Raw genomic sequence first — 17,101 nt, forward strand, 5'->3', positions numbered from 1 at the left:
CTTGGTAACGATCTTAATCTTCTATGTATGGCGGAGGAAGAGGGATTCGAACCCCCGCGCGGTTTAACCCGCCTGTCGGTTTTCAAGACCGATCCCTTCAGCCGGACTTGGGTATTCCTCCGTGTAAGACAATAAATAATATACCATAGGGAAAAAACAGTGTCAATTATCGAAAAGAAAAATGACTTATGTCACTTATTTTAAGCTTATAACAAATTATAATTCACTTTAAGTACCTTTAAGAAAATAATTAAAAACGGGGGCAACAAAGTGAATTATAGAAAAATATTAGTTGTCGATGATGAAGAAAATGTATCAGAGCTTTTAAAGCTATACCTAGAGGCAGAAAATTTTGAAGTGCATATCGCTGAAGATGGCCTTGAAGCATTATCAGCAGCAAAACAGTTCCAACCTGATTTAATTATTTTAGATATTATGCTTCCCTTTAAAGACGGCTGGCAGGTGGCAAAAGAACTTAGACTGACAATGGATACTCCCATTATCATGCTTTCAGCAAAAGGAGAAGAATCAGACAAAATCCTTGGCTTAAATTTAGGGGGAGACGACTATGTCACAAAGCCCTTTTCCCCTGGAGAAATTGTAGCAAGGGTCAATGCTATTTTTAGAAGATCTAAAAGTAATGGAAATGTCGACAAAACACTTCACTTCCCTCATCTCACAATTGATTTATCAAAATATGAGGTCATCATTCAAGATGAGAAAATAACTACAACCCCCAAGGAAGTTGAACTATTATGGATGCTTTCAAGCAGTCCCGGCCAAGTCTTTACAAGGGACCAACTGTTGGACAAAATTTGGGGCTATGCTTATCTAGGCGATACCCGAACAGTCGATACACATATTAAGCGACTGCGCCGAAAAATAGAAGGGAACCATCCCTATACTTATCTTCAAACAGTATGGGGTGTAGGCTATAAGTTTGAGGTGATCAAAAGTGAAAAAAACCTTATTTAGCAAACTCCTCAAAACGTATGTATTAATAACACTGCTTAGTATTACAGTCGCCATTTTATTTTTTTACCTTTTCTTTAAAAGCTATTATTTTAACGAAAAAGAACATCAGTTAATCACACAAGGCGAAAAAATGGCAGGGCTGTTAAGTCCCCATTTGAAAAATAGCCAATTGAAGGAAAGCATTCAAATCATTGATCATTATAATCTAGTGAATACATCGAGAATGTGGATTGTAAATAAAGATGGCAAGCTAATCAGTGAATTAGAAGACCAATCCATTACAAATCATTTGCAGCCAAAAACGGACCAACTTGAAAGAGCCTTAAACGGCGAAATCATTACAAGTCATGGCTTTGTAAAATATATTGATGACCCTGTACTCTCAGTAGCCGTACCTATCCTTGCCGGACGTGAAGTAATCGGGGTTATTTTTGTATGTAATCCCCTCTCGGATATTACGGCAAGTGTGATTGAAGCCTTGAAAATTGTAATCTTTGCGGGAATTACTTCGCTTATCATTGTTGCGTTTGTTAGTTATTTTATCTCCCAGTCGATTACGAGACCTATTAACGAAATAACAAAGGCCTCATTGGAAATGATGAAAGGGAACTTTACCCACCAGCCCAAAGTCCACTCTGCTGATGAGATTGGGAAATTAGCTTTGACTTTTAATAATATGAGACAGACTCTTGATAAAACACTGCAGGATTTAGAAAATGAAAAAAATAAAATGGTAGCCATGGAACGCATGCAAAGAGAGTTTGTGGCTAATGCCTCACATGAACTCAGGACCCCACTAACCTCTGTCCGTGGATATCTAGAAGGAATGTTAGATGGCGTCATCAATAGCAAAGAACAGGACCATAAGTATTTAAGAATCATTTTAAAAGAAACGATCCGGCTCCATCGACTTGTTAACAGTCTGTTAGATTTATCCCGAATTGAATCGGGTCAAATTAAAGTCAACAAAAGAGAAATTCCATTACCAGAGGTTATCAACCTTTCCGTAGAAAAACTCATGCCTTTAGCACAAGACCAATTCATTAATTTAGAAACAGATTTACCTTCCCAGTTGCCAAATGTAATTGGGGATGAAGATTTAATAGAACAGGTCCTGATTAACTATATTACGAATGCCATTCGCTTTACGCCAGAAGATGGAACGATAACGGTTAAAGCCGTTCCCCATGAAAATGAAGTCCATGTCCATGTAAGTGATACAGGAGTCGGCATTTATCCAGAAGAACTTAAACATATTTGGAAAAGGTTTTATAAGGTCGATAAGGATCGTCCTTTATCAAAAGAAGGGGCAGGCTTAGGTCTATCCCTTGTTCAAGAAATTATGAACCGTTTAGAAGGGAAAGCATGGGCTAAGAGTACCGTAAATGAAGGCTCTACCTTTAGTTTTAGTCTAAAGTCAGCTTAAATTGACAAAAAAGTTCACAATTAGAACAAATCCAGTTCAAAAAGTCTCTCTAACATAAAAGCATAGATCAAAATTAAATTATTTTAGGGAGGCAATTTTTCATGAAAAAAATTAAAATACCAAAAGTTTTTGGAGCAGCACTAATAAGTGTGGCGATTGCTGCTTCTATACCTACAATGGCAAGCGCCCATTGTGATACAATGGACGGCCCGGTAATACATGACGCCCAAAAAGCATTAGAAACAAATAATATTGATTACATTTTAAAGTGGGTTTCCGAAGAAGATGAAAAAGAGGTAAAGGATGCCTTTGACCTGGTTATGAAGGTCAGAAGCACCGGTCCGGAGTCACAAGATCTTGCTGACCAATATTTCTTTCAAAACTTAGTTAGAATTCACCGTGCCGGTGAAGGCGCCCCATATACAGGAGTTCAGCCAGAAGGCACACCTGTTGATGAGGCAGTAATGGCGGCAGATAAAAGTATTGAAGCAGGCAATTTGGATGCCTTTGAAGGACTAATTGAAGAAGAAAGAATGCCTGGTTTGGAAGAAAGATTTGCTCGTGTTCTTGAGACAAAGGACTTTGATGTAAATGATGTTGAAGCAGGAAGAGACTATGTCGAAGCCTATGTTCAATTTACGCACTATGCGGAAGGGGAAGAACATGGTGAAGGCCACGGAACAGAATCTGGGGCAGCCCATGTTGAAGGGGAAACTGCCGGACATGATGTTGCTGCTGAGGCAGACCATGGAGATGAAAATTATAAATCAATTGCCTCATTACCGATAATACCATGGAGCCTGGCAGGTGTATTTTTTATAACAACCGTCATTTTCGGTGGTGCCCATTTTAGAAAAGTACACAAGTAAATAAACGACTAAAGGGGATTCAGTTTGAATCCCCTTCTCTGTTGCTGTTTATTTTGATTTTGGCTTCATAACCTCAACATTTCCCATATAAGGTCTTAATACCTCTGGGATTACAACACTGCCATCTTCTTGTTGGTAATTCTCTAATATAGCTGAAACGGTACGGCCAATGGCCAATCCAGATCCGTTTAGTGTATGAACGTGCTCTGGTTTTGCACCTGGTTCACGACGGAAGCGGATGTTGGCACGTCTTGCTTGGAAAGCTTCAAAGTTACTGCAAGAAGAAATTTCTCGATATGTGTCGTAGCTTGGAAGCCACACTTCAATATCGTATTTTTTAGCAGCAGTAAAGCCAAGATCAGCTGTACACATGCTCATAACACGATATGGAAGACCTAATAACTGAAGAATTTTCTCAGCATGGCCTGTAAGTTTTTCTAATTCATCATAAGAATCCTCCGGTTTCACAAAGCGAACAAGTTCAACTTTATTAAACTGGTGCTGGCGGATTAATCCGCGTGTATCACGGCCCGCTGACCCCGCTTCAGAACGGAAACATGCACTATAGCCGCAATAAGCGATTGGAAGTTCTGCTCCATCTAGGATTTCGTCACGATGCATATTAGTAACTGGAACCTCAGCCGTTGGAATTAAGAAATAATCCATGCCATCAATTTTAAAAGCATCCTCTTCAAATTTAGGCAGCTGACCCGTTCCAATCATACTATCTCTGTTTACCATATAAGGCGGGATTACTTCCTCATAGCCATGGTTGTCAGAATGGTAATCCATCATAAAGCTGATAAGGGCACGTTCAAGGCGGGCACCCAGGCCTTTATAAAATACAAAACGGCTGCCGGTAACCTTTCCTGCCCGCTCAAAGTCAAGGATTCCAAGAGTATCTGCAACATCCCAGTGTGGCTTTGCTTCAAATGAAAATTGTCGAATATCGCCCCATTTGCGAACAACAACGTTATCATCCTCAGACTCACCAACCGGTACTGTTTCATGTGGAACATTCGGAATAGAAAGCAATAAAAGCTGAAGATCATCTTCCACAGTGCGTAATTCATCATCAAGTACTTTAATACGGTCGCCAACTTCTCTCATTTCAGCAATAAGATGATCAGCATCCTGCTTCTCTCTTTTCAATACAGATACTTGCTTTGAAACTTCATTACGCTTACTTTTAAGTTCTTCACCTTCGGCAATGAGTTCACGGCGCCTTGCATCCAACTCACCAAAACGGTCAAAGTCTCCTAAATCCTCACCACGACATTGCAGCTTTTCTTTAATTCCCGCAAAATTTTCTCGTAAAAATTTCATATCAAGCATTTTATGTTCCTCCTTTATTATAGTTAGTGTTTCACTGTCTAGCTCCAGTGACCAGCGACTCGAAAAACGGTCACTTACGCTTTTCTAAACAAAAAACTCCCGTCCCTATAAAAAGGGACGAGAGTTAACCCGCGTTGCCACCCTGATTGAAAAAAGACACTAGCCCTTTTTCCACTCATAATCATAACGGTTTTCAAACCGAAAATACTTACTTAGCTCTAAAGCTATCCATTGGCCTTACAGCTGTTCAATATTTTGCTCAGGGATGGATTCACAATAGCCCTTTATCGGTTTGCACCAGCCACCGACTCTCTAGAAAAAGAATTATTATTACTAGTTCCCGTCAACACTATAACGTATTTATAACTATATTTTACCACAAAAAGTCTTCTGTTATACAGCTAATTTTTCTTTTGCACCTTCAACCATTTTAACAAAGTATTCAGCCATACGGTGATCATCCGTTAATTCTGGATGGAATGAACATGCTAAAAAATTGCCTTGTTTAACTGCAACAATTTTATCGTTATGCTTGCAAATGATTTCAACATCGTTGCCAACTTCAAGTATTCTTGGTGCACGAATGAATACACCTACGAAGTCATCGGCGACATCTGTAATCATCAGGCTTGCTTCAAAGCTATCTACCTGACGCCCGAAAGCATTACGTTCAACGGTCATGTCAATTAACCCTAAATGTGCATTTTCCCCGCCAGCAAGCTTGCTTGCCATCAAGATTAAACCTGCACAAGTACCAAAAATCGGCTTGCCGCTTTTTCCAAATTCTTTAAGCGGTTCAAAAAAACCATATTTATCAATTAAACGTCTCATGGTCGTGCTTTCACCACCAGGGAATATAAGACCGTCGATGTCTTGTAATTGTTCAACCCTTTTAACGGCAACTGCTTCTGCACCTGCTGCTTCAAGGGCGCGAATATGTTCTCTTACAGCCCCTTGTAGAGCCAAAACACCCACTTTAACCATGTAACATTCTCCTTTTTACTCTATCTGCCTGCGTTTTTCATTGTCCAGCTCCAGCGCCTAGCGCCTAGCAAACTTCAGGTCTCCTCCCTACGATAAGTCAACATCGGCTCTCTACGCTCGCCGTGTTTCCTTTATCTCAGTCGAAGCCCCTCCAGTTTGTACGGCGCTAAGCAAGGCGCTTGCGCTTTTCTAATTACCAGCCACGCTCTTGCATGCGCTCGCTAGGTTGTAATGATGAAATTTCAATACCCTTCATCGCTGTTCCTAAGCCTTTTGAAAGCTCAGCAATTAATTTGTAGTCTTCATAATGAGTTGTTGCTTCAACGATTGCACGAGCAAACTTTTCAGGGCTGTCAGATTTGAAGATACCTGAACCAACGAATACTCCGTCTGCTCCTAATTGCATCATTAATGCAGCATCGGCAGGTGTTGCAACACCGCCAGCAGCAAAGTTAACAACTGGAAGTTTGCCTTCGCGCTTAATTTGAAGAACTAGCTCAAATGGAGCTTGGATATTTTTAGCGAATGTCATTAACTCATCTTCTGACATTGCAGCAACTTGACGAATTTGTGATTGAACCATACGCATATGACGAACAGCTTCAACAATATTACCTGTTCCTGGTTCACCTTTAGTACGTAACATAGAAGCACCTTCACCAATGCGGCGTAATGCTTCGCCTAAATCACGGCATCCGCAAACAAATGGAACTGTGTATTCACGCTTATTAATGTGATACACTTCATCAGCAGGAGTTAATACTTCACTTTCATCAATGTAGTCTACTCCCATTGCTTCTAAAACGCGTGCTTCAACAATATGACCAATACGAGCTTTTGCCATAACAGGGATTGACACAGCGTTCATAACTTCTTCTACGATTGTTGGATCAGCCATACGAGCAACTCCACCAGCTGCACGAATATCTGCAGGTACACGCTCAAGTGCCATTACTGCGACCGCACCAGCAGCTTCTGCAATTTTAGCCTGCTCTGCATTGACAACGTCCATAATAACGCCGCCCTTTTGCATTTCAGCCATTCCACGTTTTACTCTTTCTGTTCCAATATTCTGTGACATTTTAAAAACTCCTCCTAAATGTATGTATTCATTCTTTATCTTTATCTTTTTTATACTATCATCATGTACAAATAAAGGCCTATCAAATATTTTAACCTAAAATATCGAAAATTCCTATTTTTATTTATAAAAAAATAAAAAATCCATAAATTCTACTAGGAATACTCGAATATTCCATCGTAGACTTTATGGATTTTACTGTTTTTTACTTCGTATTATTATGAAAATAAACCTGCGATACCACCGGCTACACTTGACCAAATATCAGCGAAGAAGCCACCGATCGCCCGCATTGTTAATGAGAACCAATTTGCTTTTTCAACACCTGTTTGTGTAACGATAGCTACCTTTTCACTAGCAGCACCATTTTTTAATAGGTAGCCATAGTTATTTTCACCTTTATATTCATAGGTTAAGTAGCCAACCTTTTGCCCTTTTTCTGCGGGAGCGACTAATGTGCCTTTTTTCGTAAGGGCCTTTTTGTCTAATACTAACTTTGGTTCATATAGCTCTTCTTCATTTGTTTTAATTACAGTTTTTAAAGCTTCTTTACTAGCAATTTGAACCTCTTTTTGTTTTCCCTTTTCAACCTTTAGGACATCATGCTTTTTGACTTGATAGTTTGCAGGGAAAAGTTCTTTTTCTACAAAGTTACTAAATCCATAATCAAATAGTTTTTTAGTTTCTTCAAAACGTTTATATTGCGAATTGGTCTTCATGACAACACTTATAAGTCTCATTCCATTACGCTCTGCTGTTCCTGTGAAGCAATAGCCTGCAAGAGATGTAGAACCTGTCTTAAGTCCGTCTACACCTTGGTACGCGAATTGCTGTAAATATCCAGGAATATTAGGGAGCATAGCATTCCAGTTCAACATGCTAATTCCTTCGCCATCAATTCCTTTTGTGAATTTTTTAAAAGGAATGCTCGCAGTTTCCAAAACCTCAGGATAATCTTTAAGTAAGGAGTAAGCCAAGATTGCTACAGATCGTGGTGACATCATATTTTCTTCTGTTTCACCAGTACCCTTGGGATGCATGCCTAATAGGTCTTGATTATTTAAACCCGTTGAATTGACGAATTTAGCATCCTCCATCCCTAATGCTTGAGCTTTATCGTTCATCATTTTAATGAAATTTGTCTCAGAGCCGGCAATTGTTTCAGCTAATGCAATTGTTGAACCATTGGCAGAGTAGATTGCCATTGATTCGTAAAGCTCTCTTACTGTATATTTAATGTCCTTTCTTAACGGAACATTTGATAGCTTTGTATTTTGAGAGATTTTGTATACATAGTCAGTAATGGATACTTCCTGGTCCCAGCTTACTTGTTTGTTGTGAATTGCCTCTAGCAATAAATACTCTGTCATCATTTTTGACATACTGGCAGGAGGTAAAGTCATATCTGGGTTTAACTCATATAAGATTTTCCCCGAATTTGCATCAACTAAGATCGCTGCTTCCGCTTCCAGACCAAGCTCGACAGCACTCGCTTTAGTAGGGAAATTTGCAAATAAAGTAGTAAATAACAGTAGTGTAAGCAAACTATAAAGGAAACCTTTGTTCCTTATATGTTTTTTCAATTCAAATCCCTCCAATAATTTCTCAAAACCATCTATAGAGATCTACCTTCAATGGTTATTTTACTTTTTAATCCCAACGGCTATTCTATCAAATTTAACATAAAAAAAACAGAGGAAAACCTCCTCTGTTTTAAAAAGAACAGTTGTTAAAATTTTACAAGTGTATGAAAATTACACAGAATAATTTGGTGATTCTTTTGTAATTTGGACATCATGCGGATGGCTTTCGCGCAAGCCGGCGCCAGTCATACGAATAAATTGTCCATTTTCACGCAAATACTCAAGGTCTTCAGCACCACAATATCCCATTCCTGAACGAAGTCCGCCAACTAATTGATAGACCATATCGGCTAGTGGCCCTTTATATGGAACACGTCCTTCAATTCCCTCTGGAACGAACTTTTGATTTTCTTCTTGGAAATAACGGTCCTTACTTCCTCTTTCCATAGCTCCAACAGAACCCATGCCGCGATATACTTTAAAACGACGGCCTTGGAAAATTTCCGTTTCACCAGGGCTTTCAGTTGTACCAGCAAAAATACTTCCAAGCATAACAGCATTTGCACCTGCTGCAATCGCCTTTACAATATCCCCTGAATACTTAATACCGCCGTCCGCGATAATTGGAACACCATACTTTCTTGCTTCCGTAGCACAATCATAAACAGCTGTAATTTGCGGTACGCCAACACCAGCAACTACACGAGTAGTACAAATAGAACCTGGTCCAATACCAACTTTAACAATATTAACACCAGCTTCGATTAACGCCTTCGTACCTTCACCTGTAGCAACATTACCTGCAATAATATTTAAATTTGGATAGGCATCTCTAATTTCGCGAACTCTTTTTAGAACACCTTCAGAATGTCCGTGTGCTGTATCGATCACAATTACATCGACGCCAGCATTCACTAATGCTTCAACGCGAATCAAGGCATCAACCGTTGCACCAACTGCTGCTCCAACCAACAATCTTCCCTGACTGTCTTTTGCGGAATTAGGAAATTCAATGACTTTTTCAATATCTTTAATTGTGATTAATCCTTTTAATGTACCTTCATTATCAACTAAAGGTAATTTCTCAATTTTATATTGTTGGAGAATCTTTTCTGCCTGTACTAAAGTTGTCCCAACTGGGGCAGTAACTAAGTTTTCTTTTGTCATCACATCATAAATTTTGATTGAGTAATCTTGAATAAAGCGAAGGTCACGGTTAGTTAGAATACCAACTAATTTAAGGTCGTTTTCATTATTAACGATAGGAACACCAGAAATCCGATATTTGCTCATTAAATGTTCTGCATCGAACACTTGATGTTCTGGTGTTAAAAAGAATGGATTTGTAATAACGCCACTTTCAGAACGTTTTACCTTGTCTACCTGCTCAGCTTGTTGTTCAACTGACATGTTTTTATGGATAATACCAAGGCCACCTTGTCTTGCCATTGCAATAGCCATGTCTGCTTCTGTAACAGTATCCATACCGGCGCTAATTAATGGAATATTGAGCTTTAATGTCTCTGAAAGAACGGTCTTTACTTTAACATCTTTTGGTAAAACATTAGAATGAGCCGGAACTAACAACACATCGTCAAATGTTAATCCTTCCTTACTAAACTTACTTTCCCACATGGTAAAATCTTCTCCCTCGCATAAATTTCTGAAAAATATTATTAGTAGCTTAACAATTGGACACAATACTGTCAAGGAACGACAATGATCTCGACAATATTTTTATAATAAGTTTTAATTGGAGGCAAAATCAGTATGGGCTCTTGGGATTCCGTTTGGAAATCATTCGCAATTTATCATTCCTCAATCAATGTACAGAGATACCTTTTACATAGCTACCAACATAACGGTGTCGATGATTCCGAAAAGAAGAGCTTCGAAAACTGCTATCCATTTATTTATTATCTAGATCATGGAAAAAGCTATTATGAGCTTTCTAAACAAGCTCCTTTGTCAATCAAGCCCATTTTATTGTTTTACGGAATGGTTCAGTTGCTTAAAGCTTGTCTACTGACAGTTGACCCGGAATACCCTGAATCCTCCACTGTTTTAGCACATGGTGTGACAACACGTAAAAGAAAAAAAAGAAACTATGACTTTCTAAAGGATGAAGTAAAGGCCCAAAAAAATGGTTTGTTCTCACATGTTGCCGTCAAAATGTTCCATGTGAAACACCATCTAGATTCGGAAAAATACACTATGGACTTTCTATTAGGGCGGATTCCTGAATTAGATTACCTTTTTCAAGTTAGCTTAGAGAAGCAACAAAACTATAAAATAGCATGCCTAGATGACCAAACTTTTATCATACCTGCTTGCATATTAGATGATTTGCATATGACGGTTGACCGCTTTGATCATTTTTTAAAAGAAATATTGTCTTTTGATTACCAAATAATCAACAAGGCGGGCGCGGGTTGCAAACAACCAAACTATATTGAATTGCGAGCGAATGGCCCAATAAATCCTAATGACTGTTCGCCGCTCCAATTTGATTGCTTTGAAAATACATTACATATCCCCACCGACAAAGAGCAGTTTTTGTTTTTTCCAGAGATCTTAACACATTATTTGCTGCTTTATAATTTAAGTATGATTAGCAGGTATGAGACTGAATGGTGGAGTGAGCTATTACATGGCTTCGACAGCTTGGATTACCCATTTATTGAGCAATTCTTAAGTGTTACTGCTGTAAAAGTTCCGTATCTTATTAATCAATACTTGCAAAAAACAAAAATTTAAGTAAAAGGAAGGGATTGCCCATGAAAATGCTTTAGAGCAGCACTTTTGGACAGACCCTTCCCAATTAATCAAATGCGCCTTGGAGTATTTGCGCCCAGATTTTTTCGAGCTTGCTCGAAAAATTACCTTTGAAAATCTGAGACATCCGCCGGAGGCTTAACTTTACTCAGCACGCTTTTTGCTGAATAAGGTTATAGTATTTCTTCGATAAAAAGATCTCGCTGATTAACAAGCTGGATGATCTCCCCTGATTCATCTAATCTGACCATTGGCCTTGTTGGGGATTTTTGCTCAATAAAAACAATTTCTCCAATTTTATTATTCGATAATCGGACCTTTGTCCCGGAAGAAAAGTTCGTCATTATTTTAGTTAAAGTTTGGACAACCTTCATATCAAATTTGCCGAACTGATCCTGCAATATTGATTCTAATACTTTAAATGGAGATTGCTTACTGCGGTAATTTCTTTCTGACGTCATGGCATGATAGACATCGGCAACAGAAATAATTCTTTCATAAGGGTGTAAATAATCTGAATGAACACCATTAGGGTAGCCGCTTCCATCAATTCGTTCATGATGCTGATAGACAGCCTTTTTCACTTCATCTCTGAGAAGTTTAATATCCTTTAAAAGGATGTAGCTATAGACTGGGTGTTTTTTGACTTCTTCAAATTCCTCTCTTGTCAATGGTCCCTTTTTATTCATGATTTTCATTGGAATTTTGGCCATACCGCAATCACACATAGCACCCGCAATACCAATCTGAATATAATCTCCTTTTGAGAAGTTAAGCACACTAGCCAATACAGCTGACATTGCTGCAACTGAAATAGCATGATGATATAGGTAGTCCTCCATCGTTGAATAATGGTGAAGAGTAAATAATTCCCGTGGATTTTCAATTGCTCCCTCAATAATCGGTACTACTAATGTCCTTACAGCTGGCATATCAATGACCATACCTGACTGCCAACTTTGAAACAGTTTTTTATAGCCTTGGACAGCCTTTAGATACTTCTCCGTAAAGCTATGTTGGACTATTGTAGATTCTTCCTTTTTGAATTGATTCCCATCTTCAATCCAAGCAGGATTAAATGGCTCACCAGTAACAAGAGTAGGCTCTACCGCAACTTCTTTTATTAAAAAGGCATTAAGTATTTCTATTGTTTTTTTTGATAAGACTGTTTTCTGTGAAACAATCGGAAAATTAGTTAGTGAAAAGACATCTGCAGATAATATACAGCCTTCTATTAATTGACTAGTCTGGACTTTCATAAATGTCTCTCCCCCTTAACTAATTTCCAAAAGTGTCATAGACTTTGTGTTACTTATTCATTTTGATCCGGTTCTGAATCCTCTGGCGCTTCTTCATTTGTTTCTTCAACCGCCACTTCATTCTCCGGTTGCTCTTCTTCCTCTTCTTCACGGTCAACTTTTGCAACAGTAGAAACAACCTCATTTTCATCAAGACGCATTAGTTTAACACCCTGTGTATTACGTCCGGTAATTGAAATTGTATCTACAGCCATCCGAATTACGATGCCGCTTTCGGTGATGAGCATTAAATCCTCTTCACCTGTAACTGCTTTAATCGCCGATAATGGTCCATTTTTTTCAGTAATATTACAAGTCTTAATACCTTTTCCACCGCGGCTTTGCATACGGTATTCACTTAAAGGTGTACGTTTACCGTAGCCATGACGCGTTACAACTAATACATCTTCTTTTCCTTCAATGATTTCCATACCGATGACATGATCATCTTCATTTAGATTGATTCCTTTTACACCAGTCGCCAACCGGCTCATTGAACGAACATCGGTCTCATTAAAGCGAATTAACATCCCATTCTTAGTACCAATCATAATCTCTCGTTGGCCGTCAGTTAGTCCGACTGAGATAACCTCGTCACCTTCCCTTAAATGAAGGGCAATTAAACCACCTTTTCGAATATTGGCAAATGAAGATAATGATGAACGCTTGACAACACCTTGCTTCGTTGCAAAGAACAAGTACCAGTCGTCTAAAAATTCCTCAACCGGAATCACAGCGTTGATCCATTCATCTTTCTCAATTTCCAATAAATTAATGATTGGAATTCCTTTTGCTGTTCGGCTGAATTCAGGAATTTCATAGCCTTTTAGGCGATACACCTTTCCTTTATTGCTAAAGAAAAGAATCGTATTGTGGGTTGAAGTAGAAAGTAAATGTTCAACAAAGTCATCTTCATTGGTGCCCATTCCTTGTACCCCACGACCACCTCTTCTTTGGCTTCTGTAAGTATCAGCCGGCAATCTCTTAATATAACCTTTGTGGGTAAGCGAAATAACGATGCTTTGCTCTGGGATTAAATCCTCGTCTTCAATCTCGCCAAAGCTGCCGGAAATAATTTCAGTGCGGCGTTTATCGTAAAAGCGCTCTTTAATTTCAGTTAATTCTTCGCGAATAATATCAAGAACCTTTTCTTCATCCGCTAATATTGCTTTTAATTCTGCAATGAGTTTGATCAGTTCCTGATACTCTTCTTCAATTTTCTCACGTTCTAAACCTGTTAGACGCTGCAAGCGCATATCTAAAATTGCTTGTGCTTGCTTTTCAGATAAATTAAATCTCTCCATCAATCCTTGTCTCGCAATATCCGTTGTTTGCGAGGCGCGAATTAAGGAAATAATTTCATCTATATGGTCTAGAGCGATTCTTAAACCTTCTAAAATGTGAGCACGGGCTTCAGCCTTGCGCAGTTCAAATTCAGTTCTGCGGCGAATGATCACAATCTGATGATCAAGGTAATGGCTTAACATTTGTTTTAAGTTCAATACCTTTGGATGACCGTCGACAAGGGCAAGCATATTGATACCAAAGCTAGATTGCAATGCCGTTAGTTTAAATAAGTTATTTAAAAGGACATTAGCATTTGCATCCCGCTTAACCTCAATCACGATTCTCATACCATTACGGTCTGATTCATCACGGAGATCTGATATTCCCTCAATTTTTTTGTCGTGCACAAGCTCCGCTATTTTTTCAATCAGCTTTGCTTTATTAACCTGGTAAGGTATTTCATTGATGATAATTGTTTGTCTTCCGTTTGCCTTTTCCTCAATAAATGATTTAGCACGGAGGGTAATGGACCCTCTTCCTGTCTCATAGGCCCGGCGTATACCACTGCGGCCTAATATTTGTCCAGCTGTTGGAAAGTCAGGTCCAGGTACAATTTCCATCAATTCAGCAATGGTAATGTCACGATTACGGCTGACTGCTAAAACTCCGTCAATGACTTCCCCTAAATGATGCGGGGGAATATTAGTGGCCATCCCTACGGCAATACCTGAAGCTCCATTTACTAAAAGGTTTGGAAATCTTGCAGGTAATACGACTGGCTCCTTTTCCGATCCATCATAGTTATCTTGATAGTCAATCGTATCTTTGTTGATATCGCGCAACATTTCCATTGCCAACTTAGACATCCGTGCTTCTGTATAACGCATCGCAGCTGCTGGGTCTCCGTCCACGGATCCGAAGTTTCCGTGACCATCCACTAACATATAGCGAAAGTTAAAATCTTGAGCCATCCGAACCATTGCTTCATATACGGCAGAATCACCGTGTGGATGATATTTACCGATTACATCACCAACGATACGGGCAGATTTTTTATGTGCCTTATCCGCTGTATTCCCCAACTCATTCATCGCAAATAAGATTCTTCGATGCACTGGCTTCAGGCCATCCCTTACATCAGGTAAAGCACGAGATACGATAACACTCATGGCATAGTCTAAAAAGGATGTCTTCATTTCAGTGCTTAAATTTATTTCTTGTATTTGTTGACGTTCTTCCTGCATATCTTAAGCCCCTCCTCTCTATATATCTAGATTTTTAACATAACGGGCATTTTCTTGGATAAATTCACGTCGTGGCTCTACTTGATCCCCCATTAAGATTTCAAATACTTCATCTGCTTCCATTGCATCCTGAAGCTGTACTTGAAGCAATGTCCGAACTTCCGGGTCCATTGTCGTTTCCCATAACTGTTCTGGATTCATCTCCCCAAGACCTTTATAGCGTTGTAAACTTGGTTTAGGGTTATCAGGTAATTCGGCTAAAACCGCTTCTAACTCACGGTCATTATAAGCATATATCACCTTTTTCCCTTGCTGCACCTTATATAAAGGTGGTTGAGCAATATAAATATAGCCATTTTCGATGATTGGCTTCATAAAGCGATAGAAGAATGTTAACAGCAGTGTACGAATATGTGCTCCGTCAACATCCGCGTCGGTCATAATGACAATCTTGTGATATCTTGCCTTTGAAATATCAAAATCTTCGCCTATTCCAGTTCCAAGTGCTGTAATAATCGTACGAATCTCATTATTTGATAAAATTCTATCTAAACGTGCTTTTTCTACGTTAAGGATTTTACCGCGTAATGGAAGGATGGCTTGGAAATGGCGATCCCTTCCTGATTTAGCTGAACCACCCGCAGAGTCACCCTCAACGATATATAATTCACTAATAGAAGCGTCTTTGGATGAACAGTCAGCCAGTTTTCCAGGTAGACTTGATATTTCCAGGGCACCTTTACGGCGTGTCAATTCTCTCGCCTTTTTAGCAGCAATTCTTGCCCTTGAAGCCATTAATCCTTTTTCGACAATTTTTTTACCTACTGAAGGATTCTCCATTAAAAATTTATCTAATTGCTCTGAGAATACAGAATCAACAATCGCTCTAACTTCACTATTCCCAAGCTTTGTCTTTGTCTGGCCCTCGAATTGTGGGTCAGGATGTTTAACGGATATAATCGTTGTCAACCCTTCACGAACATCGTCCCCGGTTAAATTGGGGTCATTTTCTTTAAACATACCGCTTTTTCTTGCATAGTCATTAATAACACGTGTTAAAGCTGTTTTGAAACCAACCTCATGGGTTCCGCCCTCATATGTATGAATATTATTTGCAAAAGAATATATATTACTAACATAACTGTCATTGTACTGAAGGGCCACCTCGGCAGTAATCCCATCTTTTTCACCCATGACATAGACAGGCTCTTCATGAATAACTTCACGAGAACGGTTTAAATGTTCAACATAGGAAATAATACCGCCTTCATAGCACCAATGCTGCGTTTTTCCTTCCGGACGCTTATCTTCAATGATTAAATTTAAACCGCGATTTAAGAAAGCCAGTTCACGAAGACGAGTCGCTAATATGTCGTACTCATATACGGTTGTTTCCTGGAAAATTTCAGGGTCAGGACTAAAATGGACGATCGTTCCAGTTTTATCAGTTTCCCCAATAACTTTTAACTCTTCGACAACAGCGCCGCGCTCAAATTTTATATAATGAATCTTACCATCAAGGTGAACAAAAACCTCTAGTTCAGTCGATAAAGCGTTAACTACAGATGCACCAACGCCATGCAGACCACCAGACACTTTATAGCCGCCACCGCCAAACTTACCGCCGGCATGAAGGACAGTCATGATTACTTCAACCGCCGGACGTCCCATCTTCTCCTGAATACCGACAGGAATCCCACGCCCGTTATCTGTTACCGTAATACTATTGTCCGCTTCAATTGTTACCTTGATCTCCGTACAATAGCCGGCTAATGCCTCATCAATACTATTATCAACAATTTCCCAAACGAGATGATGAAGACCTTTTCCACTAGTAGATCCAATGTACATTCCTGGGCGCTTTCTTACAGCCTCTAGACCCTCAAGAACCTGTATCTGATTAGCATCATAGCTTGTTTCTACTACTGTTTGTTTTTCTTCCATGGCCACTAAAACCACCTTCACTTTGTTTACCTTTATTCGCTTACCATTTCCAACTCATAGATATATTGGGACCGTCTTTTTAATGTGACGGCTGTTAACGGTGAAAAATAAACCTTATTTTCAGTTACAACAATAGATTTAACCGTTCCATCTGAGATGTGAACAATATTATTTTTTTTGTTATTCACATCGATAAATTCCTTTAAAATTTCCGATTCTTCGGCTAAATTCGAATCAATAATAGCCACGATTTCTTTTGTTTGTAGAACAATATCCTCACCTAAATGCAGAAACAAACAC

13 protein-coding genes, 1 tRNA gene and 1 other annotated feature are annotated in these 17,101 nt (G+C 39.1%); of the genes, 4 read left to right on the forward strand and 10 right to left on the reverse strand.

Annotation, left to right across the window (positions count from 1 at the left end):
- Nucleotides 1–28: 28 nt before the first annotated feature.
- A tRNA-Ser gene (locus P9E47_RS16825) sits at nucleotides 29–121 on the reverse strand.
- Between the two features lie 149 nt (nucleotides 122–270).
- On the opposite strand from P9E47_RS16825, the gene P9E47_RS16830 reads away from it, so the two are divergent.
- From P9E47_RS16830 to P9E47_RS16840, 3 genes are all read left to right on the forward strand, one after another.
- Nucleotides 271–975 (forward strand): response regulator transcription factor, encoded by a 705-nt coding sequence (locus P9E47_RS16830; protein WP_003329786.1) that lies wholly within the window; start codon nucleotides 271–273, stop codon nucleotides 973–975.
- Nucleotides 956–2,401 carry a sensor histidine kinase gene (locus P9E47_RS16835; RefSeq protein WP_326164096.1) on the forward strand — a complete coding sequence of 482 codons (1,446 nt, stop codon included), beginning with the start codon at nucleotides 956–958 and terminating at the stop codon, nucleotides 2,399–2,401. The genes P9E47_RS16830 and P9E47_RS16835 overlap by 20 nt, the downstream gene beginning before the upstream one ends.
- A gap of 101 nt (nucleotides 2,402–2,502) precedes the next feature.
- A complete protein-coding gene (locus P9E47_RS16840; RefSeq protein WP_003329784.1) occupies nucleotides 2,503–3,270 on the forward strand; it encodes a DUF6448 family protein in 768 nt (255 codons plus the stop codon).
- A gap of 48 nt (nucleotides 3,271–3,318) precedes the next feature.
- On the opposite strand, the gene serS is transcribed toward P9E47_RS16840, so the two are convergent.
- From serS to guaB, 5 genes are all read right to left on the reverse strand, one after another.
- Nucleotides 3,319–4,605 (reverse strand): serine--tRNA ligase, encoded by a 1,287-nt coding sequence (gene serS, locus P9E47_RS16845; RefSeq protein ID WP_326164098.1) that lies wholly within the window; start codon nucleotides 4,603–4,605, stop codon nucleotides 3,319–3,321.
- 110 nt (nucleotides 4,606–4,715) lie between these two features.
- Nucleotides 4,716–4,961 (reverse strand) — a binding site (T-box leader).
- 37 nt (nucleotides 4,962–4,998) lie between these two features.
- A complete protein-coding gene (pdxT, locus tag P9E47_RS16850) occupies nucleotides 4,999–5,589 on the reverse strand; it encodes a pyridoxal 5'-phosphate synthase glutaminase subunit PdxT (RefSeq protein WP_003329781.1) in 591 nt (196 codons plus the stop codon).
- 193 nt (nucleotides 5,590–5,782) lie between these two features.
- The gene (pdxS, locus tag P9E47_RS16855; RefSeq protein WP_003329780.1) at nucleotides 5,783–6,670 is read right to left on the reverse strand and encodes a pyridoxal 5'-phosphate synthase lyase subunit PdxS; all 888 of its coding nucleotides are present in this window, start codon (nucleotides 6,668–6,670) and stop codon (nucleotides 5,783–5,785) included.
- A gap of 218 nt (nucleotides 6,671–6,888) precedes the next feature.
- Nucleotides 6,889–8,253: a D-alanyl-D-alanine carboxypeptidase family protein gene (locus P9E47_RS16860; protein ID WP_326164099.1), complete on the reverse strand. Its 1,365-nt coding sequence runs from the start codon at nucleotides 8,251–8,253 to the stop codon at nucleotides 6,889–6,891.
- Between the two features lie 171 nt (nucleotides 8,254–8,424).
- Nucleotides 8,425–9,888 carry an IMP dehydrogenase gene (gene guaB, locus P9E47_RS16865; RefSeq protein WP_003329778.1) on the reverse strand — a complete coding sequence of 488 codons (1,464 nt, stop codon included), beginning with the start codon at nucleotides 9,886–9,888 and terminating at the stop codon, nucleotides 8,425–8,427.
- A 135-nt stretch (nucleotides 9,889–10,023) separates the two neighbouring features.
- Here guaB and P9E47_RS16870 point away from each other — a divergent pair, with 135 nt between their 5' ends.
- Nucleotides 10,024–11,010, forward strand: a complete 987-nt coding sequence (locus tag P9E47_RS16870; RefSeq protein WP_326164101.1) for a YaaC family protein — start codon at nucleotides 10,024–10,026, stop codon at nucleotides 11,008–11,010.
- 191 nt (nucleotides 11,011–11,201) lie between these two features.
- Here the strand turns inward: P9E47_RS16870 and P9E47_RS16875 are convergent, their stop codons facing one another.
- From P9E47_RS16875 to remB, 4 genes are read right to left on the reverse strand one after another with little or no spacing between them, the layout of a single operon-like run.
- Nucleotides 11,202–12,287 (reverse strand): HD-GYP domain-containing protein, encoded by a 1,086-nt coding sequence (locus tag P9E47_RS16875; protein WP_003329776.1) that lies wholly within the window; start codon nucleotides 12,285–12,287, stop codon nucleotides 11,202–11,204.
- Between the two features lie 53 nt (nucleotides 12,288–12,340).
- Complete coding sequence (gyrA, locus tag P9E47_RS16880; protein ID WP_003329775.1) at nucleotides 12,341–14,857, reverse strand: DNA gyrase subunit A; 2,517 nt, start codon at nucleotides 14,855–14,857, stop codon at nucleotides 12,341–12,343.
- Nucleotides 14,858–14,875: 18 nt separating this feature from the next.
- A complete protein-coding gene (gene gyrB, locus P9E47_RS16885) occupies nucleotides 14,876–16,801 on the reverse strand; it encodes a DNA topoisomerase (ATP-hydrolyzing) subunit B (protein ID WP_326157577.1) in 1,926 nt (641 codons plus the stop codon).
- Between the two features lie 32 nt (nucleotides 16,802–16,833).
- Nucleotides 16,834–17,097, reverse strand: a complete 264-nt coding sequence (remB, locus tag P9E47_RS16890) for an extracellular matrix regulator RemB (protein WP_003329773.1) — start codon at nucleotides 17,095–17,097, stop codon at nucleotides 16,834–16,836.
- Nucleotides 17,098–17,101 lie beyond the last annotated feature (4 nt).

It is taken from the genome of Schinkia azotoformans, assembly GCF_035811335.1.
In the GTDB taxonomy this organism is placed as follows: Bacteria; Bacillota; Bacilli; order Bacillales; family Bacillaceae_J; genus Schinkia; species Schinkia azotoformans.